Annotated in this window: 19 protein-coding genes and 1 pseudogene; 12 read left to right on the top strand and 8 right to left on the bottom strand. The window is 63.8% G+C overall.

Going from position 1 to position 21067, the window contains the following annotated elements; genetic code table 11:
* Positions 1 to 12 precede the first annotated feature (12 nt).
* Positions 13 to 1377: a VOC family protein gene (locus HJD22_RS17030; protein ID WP_208655909.1), complete on the bottom strand. Its 1365-nt coding sequence runs from the start codon at positions 1375 to 1377 to the stop codon at positions 13 to 15.
* 197 nt (positions 1378 to 1574) lie between these two features.
* Here HJD22_RS17030 and HJD22_RS17035 point away from each other — a divergent pair, with 197 nt between their 5' ends.
* The 7 genes from HJD22_RS17035 (at position 1575) to HJD22_RS17065 (ending at position 7402) form a co-directional block, all read left to right on the top strand.
* Positions 1575 to 2051, top strand: coding sequence for a peroxiredoxin (locus HJD22_RS17035; RefSeq protein ID WP_208655908.1), 477 nt, complete (start codon positions 1575 to 1577; stop codon positions 2049 to 2051).
* Positions 2052 to 2182: 131 nt separating this feature from the next.
* Positions 2183 to 3505: an MFS transporter gene (locus HJD22_RS17040; protein WP_340163055.1), complete on the top strand. Its 1323-nt coding sequence runs from the start codon at positions 2183 to 2185 to the stop codon at positions 3503 to 3505.
* A 102-nt stretch (positions 3506 to 3607) separates the two neighbouring features.
* Positions 3608 to 4099 (top strand): GNAT family N-acetyltransferase, encoded by a 492-nt coding sequence (locus HJD22_RS17045; protein ID WP_302051018.1) that lies wholly within the window; start codon positions 3608 to 3610, stop codon positions 4097 to 4099.
* 107 nt (positions 4100 to 4206) lie between these two features.
* Positions 4207 to 4689 (top strand): DUF4440 domain-containing protein, encoded by a 483-nt coding sequence (locus HJD22_RS17050; protein WP_208655905.1) that lies wholly within the window; start codon positions 4207 to 4209, stop codon positions 4687 to 4689.
* Positions 4690 to 4844: 155 nt separating this feature from the next.
* Positions 4845 to 6140, top strand: coding sequence for an MFS transporter (locus HJD22_RS17055; protein ID WP_208655904.1), 1296 nt, complete (start codon positions 4845 to 4847; stop codon positions 6138 to 6140).
* Positions 6141 to 6207: 67 nt separating this feature from the next.
* Complete coding sequence (locus tag HJD22_RS17060; protein WP_208655903.1) at positions 6208 to 6759, top strand: GNAT family N-acetyltransferase; 552 nt, start codon at positions 6208 to 6210, stop codon at positions 6757 to 6759.
* A gap of 352 nt (positions 6760 to 7111) precedes the next feature.
* Positions 7112 to 7402 carry a YkgJ family cysteine cluster protein gene (locus tag HJD22_RS17065; RefSeq protein WP_208655902.1) on the top strand — a complete coding sequence of 97 codons (291 nt, stop codon included), beginning with the start codon at positions 7112 to 7114 and terminating at the stop codon, positions 7400 to 7402.
* A gap of 67 nt (positions 7403 to 7469) precedes the next feature.
* Here the strand turns inward: HJD22_RS17065 and HJD22_RS17070 are convergent.
* The 4 genes and pseudogenes from HJD22_RS17070 to HJD22_RS17085 form a co-directional block, all read right to left on the bottom strand.
* Positions 7470 to 7550, bottom strand: a pseudogene (locus HJD22_RS17070) (acetamidase/formamidase family protein); the annotation flags it as partial.
* A gap of 18 nt (positions 7551 to 7568) precedes the next feature.
* Positions 7569 to 8630: an AI-2E family transporter gene (locus tag HJD22_RS17075; RefSeq protein WP_208655901.1), complete on the bottom strand. Its 1062-nt coding sequence runs from the start codon at positions 8628 to 8630 to the stop codon at positions 7569 to 7571.
* A gap of 75 nt (positions 8631 to 8705) precedes the next feature.
* Positions 8706 to 10385, bottom strand: coding sequence for a methyl-accepting chemotaxis protein (locus HJD22_RS17080; RefSeq protein WP_208655900.1), 1680 nt, complete (start codon positions 10383 to 10385; stop codon positions 8706 to 8708).
* 197 nt (positions 10386 to 10582) lie between these two features.
* Positions 10583 to 10924 (bottom strand): zinc ribbon domain-containing protein YjdM, encoded by a 342-nt coding sequence (locus tag HJD22_RS17085; protein ID WP_208655899.1) that lies wholly within the window; start codon positions 10922 to 10924, stop codon positions 10583 to 10585.
* A gap of 17 nt (positions 10925 to 10941) precedes the next feature.
* On the opposite strand from HJD22_RS17085, the gene HJD22_RS17090 reads away from it, so the two are divergent.
* Complete coding sequence (locus HJD22_RS17090; protein WP_208655898.1) at positions 10942 to 11139, top strand: hypothetical protein; 198 nt, start codon at positions 10942 to 10944, stop codon at positions 11137 to 11139.
* On the opposite strand, the gene HJD22_RS17095 is transcribed toward HJD22_RS17090, so the two are convergent.
* The 3 genes from HJD22_RS17095 to HJD22_RS17105 are packed head-to-tail and all read right to left on the bottom strand — an operon-like array spanning position 11136 to position 14885.
* Entirely contained in the window at positions 11136 to 11273 is a 138-nt protein-coding gene (locus tag HJD22_RS17095; protein ID WP_248730310.1) for a hypothetical protein, read from the bottom strand. The two genes, HJD22_RS17090 and HJD22_RS17095, sit on opposite strands and share 4 nt — an antisense overlap.
* On the bottom strand, positions 11267 to 12181 hold the full coding sequence (cobA, locus tag HJD22_RS17100; protein WP_208655897.1) for a uroporphyrinogen-III C-methyltransferase: 915 nt from the start codon (positions 12179 to 12181) through the stop codon (positions 11267 to 11269). Before cobA ends, HJD22_RS17095 begins: the two co-directional genes overlap by 7 nt.
* On the bottom strand, positions 12141 to 14885 hold the full coding sequence (locus tag HJD22_RS17105) for a nitrate reductase (protein WP_208655896.1): 2745 nt from the start codon (positions 14883 to 14885) through the stop codon (positions 12141 to 12143). The genes cobA and HJD22_RS17105 overlap by 41 nt, the downstream gene beginning before the upstream one ends.
* 441 nt (positions 14886 to 15326) lie before the next feature.
* Here HJD22_RS17105 and HJD22_RS17110 point away from each other — a divergent pair, with 441 nt between their 5' ends.
* The 4 genes from HJD22_RS17110 to nirB all read left to right on the top strand — a co-directional run bounded on the left by HJD22_RS17110 (position 15327) and on the right by nirB (position 21051).
* Positions 15327 to 15920: an ANTAR domain-containing response regulator gene (locus tag HJD22_RS17110; protein WP_208655895.1), complete on the top strand. Its 594-nt coding sequence runs from the start codon at positions 15327 to 15329 to the stop codon at positions 15918 to 15920.
* A complete protein-coding gene (locus tag HJD22_RS17115) occupies positions 15917 to 16939 on the top strand; it encodes a CmpA/NrtA family ABC transporter substrate-binding protein (RefSeq protein ID WP_208655894.1) in 1023 nt (340 codons plus the stop codon). The genes HJD22_RS17110 and HJD22_RS17115 overlap by 4 nt, the downstream gene beginning before the upstream one ends.
* A 237-nt stretch (positions 16940 to 17176) precedes the next feature.
* Complete coding sequence (locus tag HJD22_RS17120; RefSeq protein WP_208655893.1) at positions 17177 to 18526, top strand: NAD(P)/FAD-dependent oxidoreductase; 1350 nt, start codon at positions 17177 to 17179, stop codon at positions 18524 to 18526.
* Positions 18523 to 21051 (top strand): nitrite reductase large subunit NirB, encoded by a 2529-nt coding sequence (gene nirB, locus HJD22_RS17125; protein WP_208655892.1) that lies wholly within the window; start codon positions 18523 to 18525, stop codon positions 21049 to 21051. The genes HJD22_RS17120 and nirB overlap by 4 nt, the downstream gene beginning before the upstream one ends.
* The last annotated feature ends 16 nt before the right edge of the window (positions 21052 to 21067 follow it).

Raw genomic sequence — 21067 nt, forward strand, 5'->3', positions numbered from 1 at the left:
GCCTGGCTGAGCTCAGCGCGCCAGGCGCGCAAGCACCGCCTTGCGGCTGCTCTCCTGCATCTCGGCATAGAGCGCGAACTCATCGGTCACCGGGCAGCCCAGGGCCTGTTCGAGTTGTGCCCGGTTGGCATTGCCCGCCTGCAGGCCACGCGAATCGTCACCCAGGTTGGACTGGAATATCCCTGCCGCGCTCACCGGCAGGAAATCCTCGTAGACGATCGGCCGAGCCTCGACCAGCCCCTGAGCGATCAGCGCCTCGATCTCGTTTTCCGCCGCCTCGCCCGTGACCTCGTGCCCCAACGGGGTGAGTTCATAGCGGAAGTAAGCCAGTGCCTGACGGCGCAGCTCGGCGGCATCATCGGGGAACGCCTCGAAGACGCGGCCAAGCCGAGCCTGGTGCAGCGCATTGTCCTGGCTTGAGGACGGCTCCTGAGCCTCGGCCAGCAGGCGGTCGTAGAGCGCCCTGCCCTTGGGCGTCAGGGCCACGCCGCGCTGCTCGATCTCGCCGAAGCGAGCGGTATGGGTGCCCTTCGTCTCACCGACAAAGTGGATCGACTCCTCGAGCGCCTTGAAGCTGGTCTGGCGCAGCAGGATCGGGCACTGACGGCGCGGCGGACCCTCGATAATCGCCTTGGGGTTGATACCCCGCTTGGGCATGCGCCACTGCACCTCGTCGATGTCCAGCGTGCGCGGCGTGAGATGGTTGATATGCGGCCCGCGGAAGCAGACCACGTCGGCAATCAGGCGATGCTCGCCATGCAGTGCTTCATAGGTATCGAGATCCACCGTGGCCTCCTGATGCCAGCGGAAGGTCTCCAGCGCCTCGGCCACGAAACGCTCGGCCTGCTCGGCATTGAGCCCACCCTGCCGCTCATGGGTCTCGATCAGCTCGCGGGCACCGGGAGTGAAGATATCGCGCGACGCCAGCACCTCCTCGGCACGCGCCCGCAATGCTTCATCCTCGATCAGCTCCAGCCGCAGCAGCGAGGTGAAGACGCGAAACGGGTTGCGCCGCAATGCCGCCTCATCCACCGGGCGAAACGCGGTAGAGTGCACCGGCACACCGGCCTGGGAGAGGTCGTAATAGCCCACCGGTTGCATGCCCATGACTGCAAACAGCCGACGTAGCATGCCAAGCTCCTGTGGCGTGCCGACACGGATCGCCCCATGGCGCTCCACGCTGAGTCGCACCAGCTCATCGGCCGCTTGCATCTTGCTGTGCAGGACTGGGTCGGCGGTCAGCACCTCGCGGTTCACCTCATCGACCAATTCGAGCAGGGTGGAGTATTGCGGCACTTCCTGCTGGTACATCGCCGACATGGCCGCGGAGAAGCGATCGCGAATCTCGTCGGAAGTCATCAACGGCGCGGTGTTCATGGCGTTTCCTTGTTTTTCGGTTAGAACTGCGATCCTGCAGCATACTCACCCAGCCCGCCAGGCGCTTGTGCCGGGGGCACGCTTCCCAATGCTCAGGCGTACATGCTAAAGCGCGTCAGGACCGGTTCTCTTTCACTACTTGCCGCGATTGCTGCTAGGCTCATGTAACGCTCATACGATCAAGGAGGAGAGACTTCATGCCCATCTCGGTAGGCGAGGAAATCCCTGACGTTACCCTCAAGACCAATGGTCCCGATGGGCCTCAGGACATCTCGACGGGAGAGTTCTTCGCCGACAAGCGCGTGGTCCTGTTTGCGGTCCCCGGTGCCTTCACTCCCGGTTGCTCCAACAATCATATGCCAGGTTTCGTCATCCATGCCGATGACATCCTCGCCAAGGGGGTCGGCAAGATCGCCTGCCTGGCCGTCAATGACGCCTTCGTGCTCGGCGCCTGGCAGAAGCACCAGAATGCCGAAAAGCTGACCATGCTCGCCGACGGTAATGCGCAATTCACCAAGGCCCTGGGACTCGAGATGGATGCCAGCGGCTTCGGCATGGGCACGCGCTGCAAGCGCTTAGCATTGATCGCCAACAATGGCGTGGTGGAGTATCTCGGCGTGGACGAAAAGGGCGTCCATGAAAGCAGCGCCGAGACCGTACTCAGCCAGCTGTAATCAGTCAGGCGTTAATAATAGCCGGTGACCGGATCGGCTTGGCAAGTCACGCCCTCTCTCTGGCCCTTTGTGGCATATAACCTATCGAAAACGTTTTTTCCTGGGCACGCCAAGCTGGCACGGTCTCAAGAATCTCATCAGAACCCAGGGAGAATGCGATGCGGGCGTTACTAAGACCCGTCCGAGCAATACTAGGAAGTGTGGCGTTACTGCTGCTCGGCAATGGTTTGATCAATACTCTACTCACCTTGCGGGGGGCTCACGAAGGCTTCTCGACCCCGCTGCTGGGCATGATCATGTCCGGCTATTTCGTCGGCTTTGTCTGCGGCACATGGGTCAGTGGCCGACTCATCCGGCGTATCGGCCATATTCGTGCATTCGCCTTCTGCGCGGCGATCTGCGCCTCGGGGGCGCTTTTGCACATCATCTTCATCGATCCCTGGGCCTGGCTGGTACTGCGCTTCCTCTATGGCCTTTCGTTCGTCACGTTGATGACGGTGATCGAAAGCTGGCTCAACAGCCAGGCGGCTGCCCATGAGCGGGGCAAGATCTTTGCCATCTACATGGTGGTCAACCTGGGCGCCATTGCCCTTGCTCAACAGATCCTGCGCCTGGACACCCCCGACGGCTCGCTGCTGTTCGCCATGACCACCATCCTGATCTGCTGGGCACTGCTGCCGATCACCATGACCCGGCGCAGCCAACCCACTGTGCCCGACAACCCCAAGAGCACCTTGAAAGCGCTGATCGGCTTTGCCCCCATGGCCGTAGCCGCCGCGACGCTCTCGGGACTTGCCATGGGCGCGTTCTGGGCAATGACGCCGGTCTACGCCCAGCAGGTGGGTTTCGATACCGCCGGGGTGGGCCTGGTGATGAGTATCTCGATACTCGGCGGTGCGCTCTTGCAGATTCCCATCGGGCGCTTTTCCGACAAGCATGACCGCACCGTAGTGTTGATCTGCGTGACCGTGATGGCCGCCGCCCTTGCTGCCCTGATGCCACTCGCGCCGACCCAGACGATACTGATGGGGATGTTCTTCGTGTGGGGCGGGCTCTCCTTCTCGCTCTATCCACTGGCGGTGGCGCAACTGGTCGATCAGTTGCGCCCCGAGGAGGTGGTCTCTGGCTCCGCCGACATGCTGGTACTGCATGGCGCAGGCTCTGCCGTCGCTCCGCTGGCGGTCGGGGTGGTCATGAACGTCTTCGGCGCTCAGGGGCTACCGCTCTACATCGCCTGCGTACTGGCCCTGCTTGCGGCCTATGCGCTCTATCGGCGGCGCCGTGTCTCGGGAATCATCACTCATACGGCGCACTTCGAACCGATGGTCCAGACCAGCAACCAGGCACTGGCAATGGCCTTCGACGATACCCAGCCCGACCTCTTCGACGACCCCAGCTTCTACGAGGAGCACGAGCGGCAACGCATCATCGATGCCGTGACCCAGGGGCGTTGATCAAGCTCGTCACGCTGCCGTCTCCCCTGCGGTGACGGCAGCGTGACGCACTGCGGGGTCAGCGTCGTATAATCCCGAGACTGGTGGACGACACGGGACGACGTGATGGAAATTACCCAGATGACCGAGGCCGATTTTCGGCGCTTCTGGCCCACCTTCAAATCGGTCGTTGAGGCTCAGGAAACCTACGCCTTCGACCCGCAGATCGGCTATGAAGAGGCTTACCGGCTGTGGTGCGGCGTGCCGCAAGCCACCTTTGTGGCGAAAGAGAACGGCGAGACGCTCGGCTCCTACTACCTCAAGCCCAATGCGGCAGGTCCCGGCGACCATGTCTGCAACTGCGGCTACATGGTCGCTCCCGAGGCGCGAGGCAAGGGGCTTGCCCGCAGGATGTGCGAACACTCTCAGCAAATGGCGATCGAGTCGGGATTTAGCGCCATGCAGTTCAATGCCGTGGTCTCCACTAATGAGGTCGCGGCCAGGCTATGGCAATCGCTTGGCTTCGAAATCATCGGCACGGTGCCAGGCGGCTATCGTCACAAGCGTCATGGATTGGTGGATACCCACATCATGTACAAGGCGCTGCGCGACTAGTCGGGATATCATCATGCTTCCCTTTTAAGGGTGATTGGCCCGGCTCGATAATGGACGCTTGTTATGGCACCTTAGGCTTTCATACTTTTGCCTCAGGGAATTTGCTTATGACACCGAAGCTGTTGAGCTTGACCGTAGCCTCCTCCCTGCTTGTCGGCTGCGCTGCTCACCAGGCGCCACCCGCCACAGGCGAGGGAGAGCAGGCGCAGGTCTGCAGGGAGACCAGCGAAGCGGAGATCGCCTCGCTGTTCGAGCGCTGGAATGACTCCCTCCAGACCGGCGAGCCCCGCAACGTGGTCGCAAACTATGCCGAAGATGCGATTCTGCTGCCCACCGTCTCCAACGTTCCACGCCTGACCGCCGCTGAAAAGCAGGACTATTTCGAGCACTTCCTCAGCGCCCGTCCCTCCGGCGAGATCGACATGAGCCACATCCAGATCGGCTGCAACACCGCCGTGGACGCCGGTCTCTATACCTTCACCTTCGCCGAAACCGGTGCTGTGGTCAGCGGTCGCTACAGCTACACCTACCGCTGGGATGGCGACGAATGGCTGATCACCAGTCACCACTCCTCCGCGATGCCCGAGTAAGCGCCGCTCATAGAACAGTCATAGACTGACCCATCGGCCTGCGGTTACCGCGGGCCACTCACCTCCGGGTCCAGAGTTTGGATACCTGAAGCCGACAATGGCCGCTGTGGCACGGTTACTGCTTGTATAAAGCGTACCCGTCACTAGGAACTGCCATGCGAACACTGCTGCGCCCGATCCGCTCGATTCTCTGGAGTGTGGCACTGCTGCTGCTCGGCAATGGGTTGATGAACACCTTGTTGACGCTACGCGGTACTGCCGAAGGGTTCTCCTCCACCCTGCTGGGCATGGTCATGTCCGGCTATTTCATTGGCTTCATCTGCGGTACCTGGGTCAGCGGCCGACTGATACGACGCATGGGCCATATCCGCACCTTCGCCTTCTGTGCGGCGATCTGCGCATCAGCGGCACTGCTGCATGTCATCTTCATCAACCCCTGGGCCTGGCTTGCCTTGCGCTTTGCCTATGGCCTGTCATTCATCACACTGATCACGGTGATCGAGAGCTGGCTCAACAGCCAGGCAGCCAGCCATGAACGAGGGCGTATCTTTGCCAGCTACATGGTGGTCAACCTCGGGGCGCTGGCCATCGCGCAACAGATACTGCGACTGGATAGCCCCGAGGGCTTCCTGCTGTTCATGTTGATCTCGATCCTGATCAGCTGGGCACTGCTGCCGATCACCATGACCCGCCGTGCCCAACCGAAAATTTCCGAGCGCCCGAAGAGCAGCCTGAAAGCGCTGTTGGGCTTTGCTCCTCTGGCCGTGGCATCAGCGGCACTGTCGGGCATGGCCATGGGGGCGTTCTGGTCGATGACGCCGGTCTACGCCACGCAGCTTGGCTACGATACCGGCGGGGTGGGTCTGGTGATGAGTGCCGCCATCGTCGGCGGCGCACTATTGCAGATCCCCATCGGGCGCTTCTCCGACCGACACGATAGGCCTCGCGTACTCACCTGGGTAGTACTGCTGGCAGCGGCCGTGGCCGCCATGATGCCACTGGCACCAACCCAGGAGGCGTTGCTGGGCCTCTACTTCGTCTGGGGCGGACTCGCCTTTTCGCTCTACCCGCTCGCCGTGGCGCAACTGATCGACCAACTCCACCCCGACGAAATCGTCGCCGGCTCGGCCGACATGCTGGTCATGCATGGTGCCGGCTGCGCCGTGGCGCCCATGGCGGCAGGCACGATCATGCACGCCTTCGGCAGCCACGGCCTGCCGATCTACATCGCCTGCGTATTGAGCCTGCTTGGCATGTTCGCCATCTATCGCCGCCGCCATGTGACCGCGCTCGTCACCCATACGGCACACTTCGAGCCGATGGTGCAGACCAGTACCCAGGCACTGGAGATGATCTTCGACGACACCCAGCCCGACCTGTTCGATGATCCCAGTTTCTATGAGGAGGACGAGCGGCAGCGCCTGATCAATACCTTCAGGCAACCTGTATGACCCTACAGACGCAAATGACCATGCATACGCTAATATTGGGCTAGCTGATGCGCTCGGAGCTCTTGCCATGCCACGGTACGATCACTACGCCCCCTCTTGGACGCTGCGCGACGCCCAGATAGCCGATATGGCGGGGGTACAGACGCTCTATACCCATCATGTGCTGTATGGTACCGCCTCGTTCGAGGAGACGCCTCCCGGCGTGGAGGAGATGCGGGCCCGGTACGAGGCGGTGCTGGCCGCCGGCCTCCCCTACCTGGTGGCGGTCGAGGAGGGCGAGGTGATCGGTTTCTGCTATGCGACCCCCTACCGGCCCCGTCCCGCCTATCGCTATACCCTCGAGAACTCGATCTACATGGCGGAAGGGGCGGCTGGTCGCGGTATCGGCACGGACCTGCTGCGAACCTTGATCGCACGCTGCGAACGGGGCCCGTGGCGACAGATGCTCGCCGTCATCGGCGGCAGCGACAATGCAGGCTCGATCGCCCTGCATCGCAAGTGCGGCTTTGAGCCTGCCGGCACATTCCGCTCGGTCGGCTTCAAGTTCGGTGCCTGGCGGGACACGGTACTGATGCAGCTTGCACTGGGACCCGGGGACCGTACTCACCCCATCACTTGACATCATCTCGATATGAAAATACGCAAGTCCGCAAACAAGGATCTGAACAGACTCGTTGAGTTGAATCACCAAATAGACAGGCTTCACCACGAGAACGCTCCAAATGTCTTTCTACCCCCTTCAGAAGATGAAAGAGCCTTCCTGAGCAGCATGGTCCCGAGAACAGGGGCAAGCGAAATGCACCTTGAAGTCATGCAGTTCAACGAAAGGGGCCAACGATTCTATGAAAGGCTGGCCTTTGTAACCCAGTCACGGATTCTGGCAAGGCCGTAGCGAGATAGTGAATCACGTTAGGCCATGGTTGTATGAAGAGGTGTGCTACCCTGACGGCCCACTTGCCGTCGGCGCCATTATGAACATCAACGTGACCACGCTTCCCGAGCCGGGCATCAGCTGTTCGAACTGCCATGCGTGCTGCTGCCGCCTGGAGGTCATGCTGATCTCGGATACCGGGGTGCCGGAGCACCACAGCGTCTCCGATGAGTGGGGCGGTGAGGTGATGGCGCGGCTGGCGGATGGATGGTGCTCGGCGCTGGATCGCAGCACGATGATGTGCAGCATCTACGAGAACCGCCCCTGGATCTGCCGGGAGTTCGAGATGGGCTCCTATGAGTGCATCACTGAGCGCGAAGCGCACATGTAAGGCGCACCACAGCGGCCCCGCCCCGCCTACCGCTACAGGGCGAAAAAATCCGGTCATATTGGCGATTGATGCCGTACTTGGTCATGCCATCCTTGATCAGCTCAACGCGAAGATGAATCCAGCCAGCCATCTCGATGACGCCGCAGAAAGGGCGTTCCGCTAGCCGTCACTCACCCAATACGTGAACATCGTCTCCCAGTACATCCTCGATATAGAGCATCTGCACGGCAACCACCACCACCACGGCGATTGGCGCGGCCAGGATCACCCCCGCCAGACCGGCGACGGCACCGCCGGCAAGCTGGACAATCACGGTGTATGCCGGGGGAAGATGGACTACGCCCTTGGCGGCCAACGGCATGACCACGTTGGCCTCTACCGTTTCGATCACGAAGTAGAAAAGGATGGCGTAAAGCGCCAGTTCCGGCCCCTCCATCAAGGCTATCAGTGCGGTCGGAATCATCCCCAGTATCGGCCCGAGATAAGGTATGAACGTGAGCAAGCCACCAATCACTCCCAGCGCGATCGGCATCGGCACGCCAAGAAAGGTCAGCCCTATACTGACACCGACACCGACGAACACCATGGAGATGAGGCGGCTCAATAGCCAGAGCCGCAAGGACCGCCCCTCCATGGCGAGCACTTCCTGTATCCGTTCACGGTGCGCCTTCGGGAACAGGCTAACCACGTTACCGGCATACATGGCGGGACTGATCACCAGGTAAATGCCGATCAGCAGTATGAGAAAGAAGCTGGTAATGGCCCCGAACGTCGTCGAAAACATCCCGGTGAACTGTCCGATCATTTCCTGATTGATGAATTGCGTCGGCTCCTCCATCTCCTCTATTTCATCCAAGGCCTGCTCGCCGCCCGGCAGCTGCTGCAACACGCTGGCGAATTGCTCAATGGCTGCAGGCAATTGCTGGACTAGCTGGGGCAACTGCTCTGCCACCTGGGGACCGATAAGAGCACCAAGTCCCACGATAAACAGCACGATCAGGAAAAAGGCCAGCGACAGTGTCCATTTGCGTGTCAGCGGCAAGTACCGGCTAATTAAGCGAGCCATCCCATCGATCGCCACGGCAACCAGGATGCCGGCAAATACCAATAGCAGTACATCGATCAACTGACCGGCAAAGTAGATCAGCACAGCCACCAGTGCGGCCAGACTGATCACGATCAGTGACCGTTTGGCGAAGCGTGCGGTGTTACCGAAGCCATCTTCCATTACAGCTCCTTGCGTTGGGGATTCTACCGCCGAGTGTAGCTGCCCAGTCCCGCCCCGATAGGATGAATCTCCTTTTTATGCCGCGTAGCGGCCGTGACGCAGCTTTTGGCCAGGTGCCGCAGAGGTAGGCGCCGCGAGCGCCGCGCCATGTGTCATTATCTCCATTTCACCCACGAGTTCATGGCCCGTTGCCCGGGTACGGAAAGCCCGGATGGCGTTGACCAACTGGCACGTCTCGCGTTGCAGCTGCTGGGTTGCGACAAAGGTGGATTGCAGTTCGATGGCACTCTGCTGGACGCCCTGCTCCATCTGGTTGACCGCCTCGCCGATCTGACCGATACCGTTGCGCTGTTCGCGGGAGGCTGAGCTGATCTCCTCCATGATATCGTTGACCCGGCTGCTGGCGCCCAGCACCCGCTGGATGGAGGCCTCGGTCTGCTTGACGACCTCGGCCCCGGCATCGATCTCGGCGCTGGTCTGGTGAATCAGCTGGTGAATCTCCTTGGCGGCGGTGGCGGAGCGGCTGGCCAGGTTGCGCACTTCACCGGCGACCACGGCGAACCCCCGCCCCTGATCGCCGGCCCGCGCCGCCTCCACCGAGGCGTTCAGCGCCAGGATATTGGTCTGGAAGGCGATGCCATCGATCACCGAGACCACCTCGGCCATGCGCCGCGAGCTCTCGATGATCGACTGCATGCGACACACCACCTGCGACATGCCCTCCCCGGCACCCTCCACTTCACGCATGTTGGAGACTGCCAGCTGGCTGGCCTGCTGGGCATTGTCGGCATTCTGCTGCACGGTGGTGGTCAGCTCCTCCATGCTCGCCGCGGTCTGCTGGATGGAGGCCGCCTGGCCGTCGCTGCGCCGAGAGATCTCCTCGTTACTGGAGCGGATCGAATCGACCGCCGGCTTGACGCTGCCGATGCCGGCATTGACGTCGGCGACGATGCCGCCAAGGCCCTTCTTCATAGTGGCGAGCGCCTCGACCAGACGCCCGATGTCGTCGTTACCGTGCGGCGGCACCTGTACCGTGAGATTGCCCGCCGCCACCTGCAGCACGAAACGTCGCGACTCGTCGATACCGCCCGTAATGCTGCGATGGATGCTGATACCGAGTCCCAGCAGGATCGCCAGCAGGCCAGCACCAAGCACGAGCATCGGCCACGCGGCAAGCACCGAGCCCTCGCGCCAGAGCGAGGCCATCATGGCTATCAGCGCGCCACAACTGAGCAGCGTCAGTGCCGCGGTGCGCAGGCTCGCCGAGCGCCATTCGGTCGCTCCCAGGCGCGCCAGCACGCCCTTCCGGCGAACTTCCCCGCGCTGCAAGCGGTAGCCGCCACCCTTCCCTTCCCGAATCGCACGGTAGGCATCGTCAGCCGCCTGCACATCCTCCCGTGAGGGGCAGACCCGCAGCGAAGCGTAGCCCACCACCTGGTCCATCTCCTTGACCGGTACCACGCTTGCCCGCACCCAGTAGTGGTCGCCATTCTTGCGCCGGTTCTTGACCAACCCCGACCATACCTCTCCCTCCTTGAGTGTCTTCCAGAAATTCTCGAACGCCTCGGGCGGCATGTCGGGGTGGCGTACCAGGTTGTGATCGGCGCCGATCAGCTCCTCGACCGAGAAGCCACTGGCCTTGACGAAGGCCGGATTGGCATAGGTGATACGCCCCTTGAGATCGGTGCGCGAGATCAGCAGATCCTCCTCCGACAGCAGGTACTCGTGTTGGGTAACCGGGGTATTCAGACGCATGTGGCGCTCCCTTCGGGCATGAACCAACCGCGCAGCTCGCCGGGGTACCTTTATCGAACAGGTATCAAGTCATGGCGAGGCGCGCGGGATGGGAGTGGATGATCGATAGGAGCACTATCGGTTAAGCGAAGGGATTGTTTAGCCACAGGCCCGAGAATGCGGGCAATTGAGGACATGGCTTACAAAATGCACAGCGATCAGGCCTTTTTGACGAATTCGGACTTCAGCTTCATCGCGCCCACGCCATCGATCTTGCAGTCGATATCGTGATCGCCATCGACCAGGCGGATGTTCTTGACCTTGGTACCGACCTTGACCACCAGCGACGAGCCCTTGACCTTGAGATCCTTGATCACCGTGACCGTGTCGCCATCCTGCAGGAGGTTGCCGTTGGCATCGCTTACCGCGCGCGCATCGCCCTCCTCGGCGCCCGCCCTCTCCTGCGGCCACTCATGGGCGCACTCTGGGCAGACGAATAGGGTCAGCTCCTCGTAGGTGAATTCCGAACCGCACTGCGGACAAGGGGGTAGCGAGCTCATGGCAAGGCCTTCTGGACATGGAAGCGGGAACGCGAGGCTGCGCAGTTTACCGGCTGCGCCCGTGCATTCCCACCCGGCTCGGCAACCCCGAGCTACCTGACCAGCAGCGCCACGACGCTCAGAGCCAGCAGTCCTCCTCGATGACCTTCGCCGCCTGGTCCAGGCCGTGGGCAGGCGCCGCGATGGCGATGCCCTTGGAGGCCAATTGCGGCTAGGTGAAGCCGATCGCCATCAGCAGCGCGACCGTAATGGCGCCCATCAGATACCAGTGAAGACCACGCCTCAGTGCTTCTATTCCCTTGATCGTCACACCGGGATGCTTGTCGATCCAGGCAAGTGGAGTCAGCACGAAGACCCCGGTGGAACCATGCTGGCCTTTTCGGGCGCCTCGGCCATGCGCACCACGCTGCCCACCATGATCAGGCACGGCGAGGGCAGCGGGCTCACTGCCAGCTGGCGCGGCATGTCGTCCAAGGTGCCGATCAATGTCTGCTGCTCCGGCAGGCTGGCGTTGGCGATCAGCATCATCGGCCAGTCGTCGGGAAGCCCCGCGCGGCGCAGCCCGGCGCAGATGGCGTCGACCTTGGAGAGTCCCATGTAGAACACCAGGGTCTCGTCGCGTCGCGCCAGGGTCGCCCACTCCGGCTCGCCCCCCTCGCGGCACACCTGGGCGGTGATGAAGCGCAGCTGCTGGGCATGGGCGCGGTCGGTCAGGGCCATGCCCATCGCCGCAGCAGCGCCGGAAGCGGCGGTGATGCCAGGCACTATCTCGGTGGGAACGCCGGCCTGGGCAAGGGCGGCAAGCTCTTCGCCCATGCGCCCGAACACGCCGGGGTCGCCACCCTTCAGGCGCACCACCGACTTGCCCTCGCCTGCCAGCTTGACCAGCAGCGCACCGATCTCGGCCTGCGGCACGCTATGGTGGCCGGCCTCCTTGCCGACATAGTAGCGCTCGCTGCCAGCGGGAATCATCGCCAAGGTGTCATCGCCCACCAGACGATCGTAGACGACGGCATCGGCCTGCATCAGCAGTCGAGCGGCGCGCAGGGTGAGCAGATCGGCACTGCCGGGACCAGCACCGACCAGGTAGGTCTTGCCCGGCAAACACTCGCCCCGTGTGGGTACGGAAACCCTACCGGCATCTCGTGTTGCGCCCAGTGTTTCCGAAAGAGCGCAGGAAACCCCTGCACCCAGCCGGGGCAGGAAACCCAGCAGATCACTCAGCTTCGGCTTCCAGCTTTTCATTTGTGCCAGCATGGGCGGTTTCCTCTTCGATCAGAGATTTCAATTCGGGAATGCAGGAGCCGCACTGGGTGCCGCAGGCGAGCCTGGCGCCCAGTGCCTCGATAGTGGTATCGCCGCTGCGAATGGCGGTGACGATGGTCTTGCGACCCACCTGGTGACAGCTGCATACGGTCGGCCCCGCATCGGCCTCGCCGCTATCGCAGCCGGCCAGCAGTCGGCGGCGATGCTGCGTCTCAAGCGTCTCGCCGCGCAGCGCTTCGCCGAAGCGCTCGTCAAGCCAGGCAAGGCCGGGCAGCTCGGCGGGCGGGGCCACCATCAGCCACCAGCGCAGACGACCATTCTCGATCCCGGCAGCACGCAGTCGGCCGCTGCTGGCATCCTCGGCCCACAGCGTCGGCTCGCCCGGCAGGTGGGCAGTGGCCCAGCGCATCCAGTCACGTGAGGTACCATCGCGCTCGCCGCCCGCCAGTTGCCAGCGCTGGCAGTGCGCCAGAGGAATGCGTGTCCAGTAGTGGGTCTCCTCGCACCAGCTCGGCAGGCCGGTCGGTGGGTCGGCCACCAGCAGGGTGGCTTCCCAGCCGTGCGCCAGGGCAGCCAGCATGACAGCGCCGTGCTTGGACTCCGGTTGGCCGGAGAGCGGGTCGAGGTGCGCCTCGAGCAGGCTGCCGGTACGCGCCCTGGCGCTGAAGCGGTCGCTCCAGTGAATGGGAATGAAGACTTCACCGCGGCGCTGTCCCTTGGCCACGCGCACCCGACCGCGAAACTCGCCGCCGGGGGTGGTCAAGCAGGCAAGCTGCTGATCCTTGAGGCCATGGTGGCTGGCATCATCGGGGTGCACCTCGATAAAGGGCTCGGTGCGGTGATTCATCAGGCGCGGGGCGCGAGCAGTACGCGTCATGGTGTGCCACTGGTCGCGCACACGACCGGTATTGAGGCGCAGCGGCCGCGACGCGCTGAGCTGCTGAATCGGCAGTTGCGGGCGCACGGCGATCAACCGGGCCAGGCCATCCGGCGTGGCGAAGCGGCCATTCTCGAACAGCCGCGCGGTACCATGGGGGGCACTCGCCGTCACCGGCCACTGGATCGGCGCCAGGGCGTCGTAGGCGGCGCGGTCGAGGCCAGCCAGCCCCGAGATATCGAACATCCGACGGCTATCACTCGGGTTGTCATCAGCATTCTCGAAGGCGGAAAGGCGCGCATGCTCATCGAATATCTCGCCGGGATGGGTGTAGCCGAAAGCCTCGCCAAAGCCCATGCGCCGGGCAACCTCGCTCATGATCCACCAGTCGTGGCGCGCCTCGCCGGGCGGCGGCAGCATGCCGCGCTGGCGCGAGATGCGCCGCTCGGAGTTGGTCACGGTGCCATCCTTCTCCGACCAGCCCGAGGCGGGCAGCACGATGTCGGCATAGGCCAGCATGTCGGTGTCGGCCACGCACTCGGAGACGATCACCAGTGGGCATTTTTCGAGTGCCGCACGCACGCGGTTGGCATCGGGCAGGCTCACCGCCGGGTTGGTGGCCATCACCCACAGCGCCTTGATCTCGCCGCGCTCGATCGCCTCGAAGATCTCCACCGCCTTGTAGCCTGGTCCTTGTGGCAGGCTCGGCGCCAGACTCTCGGTGCTCCAGAAGCGCGCCACCCGGTCGATGGCGCCAGGCGTGTGGTAGTCCATGTGCGCGGCGAGCTGGTTGGCAAGCCCGCCCACCTCGCGACCGCCCATGGCGTTGGGCTGCCCGGTGATCGAGAAGGGCCCCGCCCCGGGCAGACCGATCTTGCCGCCGGCCAGATGGCAGTTGATGATCGCGTTGCACTTGTCGGTGCCGCTTGAGGACTGGTTGATGCCCTGCGAATACATCGTCACCACGTGCAGCTGGCTGGCGAACCAGTAGTAGAAGGTCTCCAGGCGCTCGGGGTCGACGTCGCAGTCGCCGGCGATCGCCTCGATGCTCGCATCGCCTTCGCGGGCCGCCGCCAGCGCCTCGTCGAGCCCTTGGGTGTGGCGCTCAAGATAGGGTTGGTCGAGACGCCCGCGGTCGGCCATCCATGCCAACAAGCCGTTGAACAGCCGCGCATCGCTGCCCGGCTTGAGTCCCAGGTAGAGATCGGCGATCTCGCAGGTATCGGTGACGCGAGGGTCGATCACCACCACGCGCATCAGCGGGTTGCGCTGCTTGGCGACCCGCAGGCGCTGGTAGAGCACCGGATGGTTCCAGGCCAGGTTGGAGCCGACAAGCACCACCAGCTCGGCCTCCTCGAGATCCTCGTAGCTGCACGGCACGGCATCGGCGCCGAAGGCGCGCTTGTAGCCGGCCACCGCCGAGGCCATGCACAACCGCGAATTGGTATCCAGGTGCGGCGTGCCGAGAAAGCCCTTGAACAGCTTGTTGGCGACGTAGTAGTCCTCGGTGAGCAGCTGGCCCGAGAGGTAGGCCGCCACCGCCTGGGTGCCGTCGGCATCGCGAATCGCCGTGAGCCGCTCGACCACGGCCTCGAGCGCGGCATCCCAGTCGACCTCGACGCCATCGACGCGCGGCCGAATGAGACGGCCCCTGTCGCCCAGAGTTTCGTGCAGCGCCGCGCCCTTGACGCACAGTCGGCCGTAGTTCGCCGGGTGTTCGGTATCACCGCTCACCTCGGTCATGACGCCCTCTTCCACCGTTGCCGTCACGCCGCAGCCGACGCCGCAATACGCACATGTCGTTCTGACCTGATGCATGGCGTGCTCCTCTCGCCACGAGCCCAGAATGAAAAACGAGCCCCGAAATAAAAGACGTCCAGCCTCTGCTCCCCTATCGGGGGCGAGGCTGGACGTCGCTGTCTGGAGCGAAGTCGGCGTTGACTCCGCAATGCCTTGCTTAAGCAAGCGCCATGCCACTTTTACCGCCAGCGGGACGAAAGGCCCAGCGGGTGGGCAGCAAGCCATAGCAGAATCCACCATGGAGAGGCCGAAAACTCAGCCGCGAAACGAAAAGTGCACCACGAAATAGCAACACAGGGGTATTTCGCACTACATCAATGCACCGCTTCCACACGCGTCCTTTTACCAAGGCGCCATGAGCCGACGGCATCTGAGGGCAGGCATTGACGCCTGGCGCTGCGTGTCGCCCAATGGCCCATCCCTTGCTAAGGTAAGCCAAACGAACACCGCGAGTTAGCCATGCCCTCACCGCTGAAAGTTCTTCTGGTCGACGACGAGCCCGTGCGTGCCGCCATGGTCGAAGAGGCGCTGATGAGCGAAGGCCATCAGGTGATCTGCCATCTGACCACTCCCGCCAGCCTCAACGCCATGGTCGCCCGGCATCAGCCCGACGTGGTGATCATTGACATGGAATCCCCCGACCGCGACACGCTGGACAGCATGGCGCTGCTCAATCGCGAGAACCCGCGCCCGGTGGTGTTCTTCGCCGACCAGCACGACCCCGACACCATGCAGGCGGCGCTCAAGGCCGGCGTCAGCGCCTATGTGGTCGATGGCCTGATACAGGGCCGGGTCAAGGCGATCATCGAGGTCGCCATCGCGCGTTTCGATTCGTTCCAGTCGATGCGCAGCGAACTCGACAAGGCACGCAACCAGCTCACCGAGCGCAAGCGCATCGAACGTGCCAAGGGGCTGTTGATGAAGCACCAGAGCTGCGACGAAGAGCAGGCCTACCGGATGCTGCGCAAGATCGCCATGGACCGCGGCCAACGCATTTCCGAGGTCGCCGAAAGCGTCATCGATATTCTCGAACGTCTGGAGAAAGGTATATGAAAGCCCTGCCACCCCCCGAGCTTCAGCGCGTGCAACTAGGCTTCGTGCCACTGCTCGACTGTGCCCTGCTGGTAATTGCCCGCGAACAGGGCTTCTTCGCCGAGCAGGGGCTGGATGTGGTGCTGTGCCGACAGAACGCCTGGTCGACGCTGCGCGACAAGGTCGCCGCCGGCCTGCTCGATGGCGGCCAGATGCTCGCCCCCCTGCCACTGGCCATGACCCTGGGGCTCGGCAGCGAGCCCTGCAAGACCCTGGCGGCGCTCAACCTGAGCCGCAACGGCAACGCCATCGTGCTCAGCCAGGCCCTGGCCGAGCGCGCGAATGCCGGCTACTCGGACGAGCCCGCCGCCAGCGCCCGTGCGCTGGGTGGCTACCTGCTGCGCGGGACACCCGAGCGCCCTCCGCGCCTGGCGATGGTGCACCCGCACTCCTGCCAGCACTATCAATTGCGCCAGTGGCTGGACCTGGGCGAGATCGATCCACAGCGCGACGTGGAGCTCGCGGTCATGCCGCCGCCGCGCATGGTCGAGGCGATGCAGCGCGGTGAGATCGACGGCTTCTGCGTGGGCGAGCCCTGGGGTACCCTGGCCGAGGCGCGCCACACCGGGCGGATCGTCGCGACCGGCGCCCAGCTGTGGCCCGACCATCCCGAGAAGGTGCTGGGCGTGACACGCCGCTGGGCCGAGCGCTACCCGGCCACGCTCTGCCACCTGATCCGCGCACTGCACTACGCAAGCCAATGGCTTGCGCTCGACCCAAGCCACCTGCGTCAGGCGCGTGACTGGCTGGCCCTGCCCCCCTATCTCGACCGCTCGGTAGAGCATCTCGATCACCTGCCACTGGGCGAGGCGCCACTGCTGCAGCGCATGTGCGGCACCGACATGCTGCGCCCCGAGGCCAGCGCCATGCAGCGCTTCGCCACACAGATGCTGTCCGCCGCATCGCCGACCCTGGCCGAGCATGACACGCTTGAGACCTGCTACAGTCCCGTGCATTACGACACCGCCACGCACCACTAATGTGCAACAACCAGGAGGCTGCCCGTTTTCCCACGCCATCTCCCGCCCTTCAAACTATTGAAAAACAAGCTAAATAACGCCTACTGGCATGCTCTGGTCAGGCTATTGCAACACTAGCCTACCATGGCGATCAATGGCGATCGTCCTAGACATGACGAAGACGTCTCACACTTCCCGGACAAGCGGGAAGTGGCGAGGCGTCTTTTTTTATGCGTCATTTTTGTCAGGAGTAGCGGCATGACCTCTCGACACGCTTCGCAAACCGCTGGCAAGCAAGATCGCCTGCTGATCATCGGCAACGGCATGGCCGGCCACCGGCTGCTCGAGAAACTGCTCGAGCAGCCGGGGCGTCCGGCACGCATTACCGTGATTGGCGACGAGCGTGTGCCGGCCTACAACCGCATCCTGCTCTCGCCCCTGCTGGCCGGCGAGATGGAGCGCGAGGCGCTGACCCTGCGCGATGCCCAGTGGTATGCCGAGCAGGGCATCGAGCTGATCCTCGGCGAGCGGGTCTCCCATATCGACCGCCAGGCACGTCGCGTCACCACCTCCGGCGGCCGCGAGCTCGATTATCGACGCCTGGTGCTGGCAACCGGCTCGCGCCCGATGATGCCCGAAGTGCCGGGCATCGCCCTTGCCGGCGTGCATGGCTTTCGCGACCTTAGCGACGCCGCGTCCTTGGCCCAGACCTCGCAGCAAGGCCACCGCGCGGTGGTGATCGGCGGCGGCCTGCTCGGGCTCGAGGCGGCCGAAGGGCTGCGCAAGCGCGGCATGGTAGTCAGCGTGGTGCAGCGTGCCGACCGGTTGATGAATCGCCAGCTCGACGCGACCGCCGCCGAACTGCTCGAGCGCGAACTCAGCGCACGCGGCCTGGAGGTGATCACCGCGGGCCGCCTGGCATCGCTGGAGGACAACGGGCAGGGCCAGGTGGCGGGCATCACCCTCGAGGATGGCCGCTTCCTGCCCGCCGATTGCGTGGTGGTCGCCGCCGGCATCGTTCCCAATGCCGAGCTTGGCCGCCAGGCCGGTCTCGCGTGCCAGCGTGCGATCAACGTCGACTCCACCCTGACCACCTCCGACCCGGCCATCCATGCCCTCGGCGAGTGCTGCGAGCACCTGGGCCAGACCTATGGCCTGGTCGAGCCGATCTGGCAGCAGGCCGAGGTGCTGGCTGCACATCTATCTCAGGAGTTAGGCCAGGAGCGCGGCGCCTCGGTCGAGGGCTACGTCGAACGGCCCTGCGCCACCAAGCTCAAGATCAGCGGCGTGTCGCTCTACTCCTTCGGCCCCATCGAGGCCGACGCAGAGCACGACGTGCTGACCTACCACGACCCCGAACATGGCGACTACCGGCGCCTGCTGCTGCGCGCAGGCCGCCTCGAAGGTGCCGTCCTGTATGGCGATACCAGCATGGGCCCCTGGTACTTCCAGCAGGCCCTGGCCGAGCGCGACCTGAGCGCCTGCCGCCAGGCGCTATTGTTCGGTGCCGGCGACGCCACCTCTCTTCTCGAAAGCCATCTCGAATCCCAGCGTCTCGAATCCCAGCTTATCGCTACCGACACCCCCTTGCAGGAGGAAGCGGCATGAACACCTCGAATTCAGCCAAACAGCGTCTCATCATCATCGGCAACGGCATGGTCGGTCACCACTTGGTCGAGCAGCTCGTCGAGACCGGCGCCACCGAGCGCTTCGTCATCACCGTGTTCGGTGAAGAGCGCCACCCGGCCTACGACCGCGTCCACCTCTCGGAGTACTTCACCGGACGCGACGCCGTGTCGCTTGCAATGTGCGAGGCGGACTACTACGCCGCCAATGGCATCGAGCTGCGCCTCAACGAGACGATCACCGGCATCGATCGCGATCACCAGGAAGTGGTCACCGATGCGGCGCGCCATGGCTATGACCGCGTGGTGCTGGCCACCGGCTCCTTCCCCTTCGTGCCGCCGATTCCCGGCAACGACCGCGCCAACTGCCTGGTCTACCGTACCCTGGACGACCTCGACGCGATCCGCGCCGCCGCCGAGAACGCCACTACCGGCGTGGTGGTAGGCGGCGGCCTGCTCGGCCTGGAGGCGGCCAATGCCCTGCGCGGTCTCAACCTGGATACCGCCGTGGTCGAGTTCGCCCCTAGGCTGATGCCGATGCAGGTCGATGCCGAAGGCGGCGAGCTGCTGCGCGAGAAGATCGAGGCCCTCGGCGTGCAGGTGCTCACCGGACGCGCCACTCAGGAGATCATCGATGGCGAGGCGAGCTTCCACCGCATGGTGTTCCAGGATGGCAAGGTGCTGGAGACCGACCTGATCGTCTTCTCCGCCGGCATCCGCCCGCGCGACGAACTGGCCCGCGATTGCGGCCTGGAGATCGGCGAGCGCGGCGGCGTGGTGGTGGACGACCACTGCCTGACCAGCGACCCGGCGATTCTCGCCGTCGGCGAAGTGGCGGTGTGGAACGGCTCCTGCTTCGGCCTGGTCGCCCCCGGCTATCAGATGGCCAAGGCGGCCGCCGCCACCCTCACCGGGGGCGATCTGAGCTTTGCCGGTGCCGACATGAGCACCAAGCTCAAGCTGCTCGGCGTGGACGTCGGCTCGATCGGCGATGCCCATGGCGAACGCTCCGGCGCGCGCACCTACCGCTATCTGGACCAGATCAAGCAGCAGTACCGCAAGCTGGTCGTCTCCAGCGACGGCAAGAAGCTGCTCGGTGCGATGCTGGTGGGCGACAACAGCTACTACGACACGCTGATGCAGTACTACAGCAACGGCCTGGAGCTGCCCACCCAGCCCGAGAGCCTGATCCTGCCGGCAAGCGAAGGCGGCGCCCCCACCCTGGGCCCCGATGCGCTGCCCGACACGGCGATGATCTGCTCGTGCCACAACGTCACCAAGGGCTCGATCTGCTCGGCGATCGATGCCGGCGCCACCGATCTTGTCAGCGTCAAGACAGTGACCAAGGCCAGTACTGGCTGCGGCGGCTGCACGGCGCTGCTCAAGAGCGTGGCCGAAAACGAGTTCGAGAACCGTGGCGTGGAGGTCGACAAGTCGATCTGCGAGCATTTCGCCCACACCCGCCAGGAGCTCTACTCGATCGTGCGCGTGGAGGGCATAAGGACCTTCAGCGAGCTTGCCGCCAAGCACGGTACCTCGCACGCCCACGGCTCAGCTCCAGGGCTTGGCTGCGATATCTGCAAGCCGGCGGTGGCCTCGATTCTCGCCTCCTGCTACAACGAGCCGATCACCGATGCCGCGCACATCCCGCTGCAGGATACCAACGACACCTTCATGGCCAACATGCAGAAGAACGGCACCTACTCCGTCGTTCCACGCGTCGCCGGTGGCGAGATCACTCCCGAAAAACTGATTGCGCTGGGCCAGGTCGCGAAGAAGTATGGCCTCTACACCAAGGTCACCGGCGGCCAGCGTATCGACCTGTTCGGCGCTCGCCTGGAGGACCTGCCGGACATCTGGGGCGAGCTGATCGAAGCTGGCTTCGAGACCGGGCATGCCTACGGCAAGTCGCTGCGTACCGTGAAGTCGTGTGTCGGCAGCACCTGGTGCCGCTACGGCGTGCAGGACAGCGTGGGCATGGCGATTCGCCTGGAGGACCGCTACAAGGGCCTGCGCGCCCCGCACAAGATCAAGTTCGGCGTTTCCGGCTGCACCCGCGAGTGCGCCGAGGCGCAGAGCAAGGATATCGGCGTGATTGCCACCGAGAACGGCTGGAACCTGTATGTATGCGGCAACGGCGGCATGCGCCCACGCCACGCCGAGCTGTTCGCCACCGACCTCAGCGACGAGGAGCTGTTCAGCTACATCGACCGCTTCCTGATGTTCTACATCCGCACCGCCGACCGCCTACAGCGCACCTCGGTATGGCGCGAGAACCTGGAAGGCGGGCTGGACTACCTCAAGGAAGTGGTGATCGAGGATAGCCTGGGGCTGGGTGCCGAACTCGAGAGCCAGATGCAGACCGTGATCGACGCCTATGAGTGCGAATGGGCCAACGCCATCAAGGACCCGGAGAAGCTCAAGCGCTTCAAGAGCTTCGTCAACGATGCCCGTCCTGACCCGGACATCATCATGACCAGCGAGCGCGGCCAGCTTCGCCCGGCCTGACCAGCGGGTGGCGCCA

Source organism: Halomonas sp. TA22 (assembly GCF_013009075.1).
In the GTDB taxonomy this organism is placed as follows: Bacteria; Pseudomonadota; Gammaproteobacteria; order Pseudomonadales; family Halomonadaceae; genus TA22.

Excerpts from the sequence above, each read along its gene's own strand:
- HJD22_RS17055 (WP_208655904.1), top strand. The coding sequence starts at position 4,845 with ATGCGAACACTGCTGCGCCCGATCCGCTCGATTCTCTGGAGTGTGGCA.
- HJD22_RS17085 (WP_208655899.1), bottom strand. The coding sequence starts at position 10,924 with ATGAGCTCGCTACCCCCTTGTCCGCAGTGCGGTTCGGAATTCACCTAC.
- HJD22_RS17065 (WP_208655902.1), top strand. The coding sequence starts at position 7,112 with ATGAACATCAACGTGACCACGCTTCCCGAGCCGGGCATCAGCTGTTCG.
- cobA (WP_208655897.1), bottom strand. The coding sequence starts at position 12,181 with ATGCTGGCACAAATGAAAAGCTGGAAGCCGAAGCTGAGTGATCTGCTG.
- HJD22_RS17050 (WP_208655905.1), top strand. The coding sequence starts at position 4,207 with ATGACACCGAAGCTGTTGAGCTTGACCGTAGCCTCCTCCCTGCTTGTC.
- HJD22_RS17115 (WP_208655894.1), top strand. The coding sequence starts at position 15,917 with ATGAAAGCCCTGCCACCCCCCGAGCTTCAGCGCGTGCAACTAGGCTTC.
- HJD22_RS17110 (WP_208655895.1), top strand. The coding sequence starts at position 15,327 with ATGCCCTCACCGCTGAAAGTTCTTCTGGTCGACGACGAGCCCGTGCGT.
- nirB (WP_208655892.1), top strand. The coding sequence starts at position 18,523 with ATGAACACCTCGAATTCAGCCAAACAGCGTCTCATCATCATCGGCAAC.
- HJD22_RS17120 (WP_208655893.1), top strand. The coding sequence starts at position 17,177 with ATGACCTCTCGACACGCTTCGCAAACCGCTGGCAAGCAAGATCGCCTG.
- HJD22_RS17030 (WP_208655909.1), bottom strand. The coding sequence starts at position 1,377 with ATGAACACCGCGCCGTTGATGACTTCCGACGAGATTCGCGATCGCTTC.
- HJD22_RS17105 (WP_208655896.1), bottom strand. The coding sequence starts at position 14,885 with ATGCATCAGGTCAGAACGACATGTGCGTATTGCGGCGTCGGCTGCGGC.
- HJD22_RS17060 (WP_208655903.1), top strand. The coding sequence starts at position 6,208 with ATGCCACGGTACGATCACTACGCCCCCTCTTGGACGCTGCGCGACGCC.
- HJD22_RS17090 (WP_208655898.1), top strand. The coding sequence starts at position 10,942 with ATGGAAGCGGGAACGCGAGGCTGCGCAGTTTACCGGCTGCGCCCGTGC.
- HJD22_RS17035 (WP_208655908.1), top strand. The coding sequence starts at position 1,575 with ATGCCCATCTCGGTAGGCGAGGAAATCCCTGACGTTACCCTCAAGACC.
- HJD22_RS17080 (WP_208655900.1), bottom strand. The coding sequence starts at position 10,385 with ATGCGTCTGAATACCCCGGTTACCCAACACGAGTACCTGCTGTCGGAG.
- HJD22_RS17075 (WP_208655901.1), bottom strand. The coding sequence starts at position 8,630 with ATGGAAGATGGCTTCGGTAACACCGCACGCTTCGCCAAACGGTCACTG.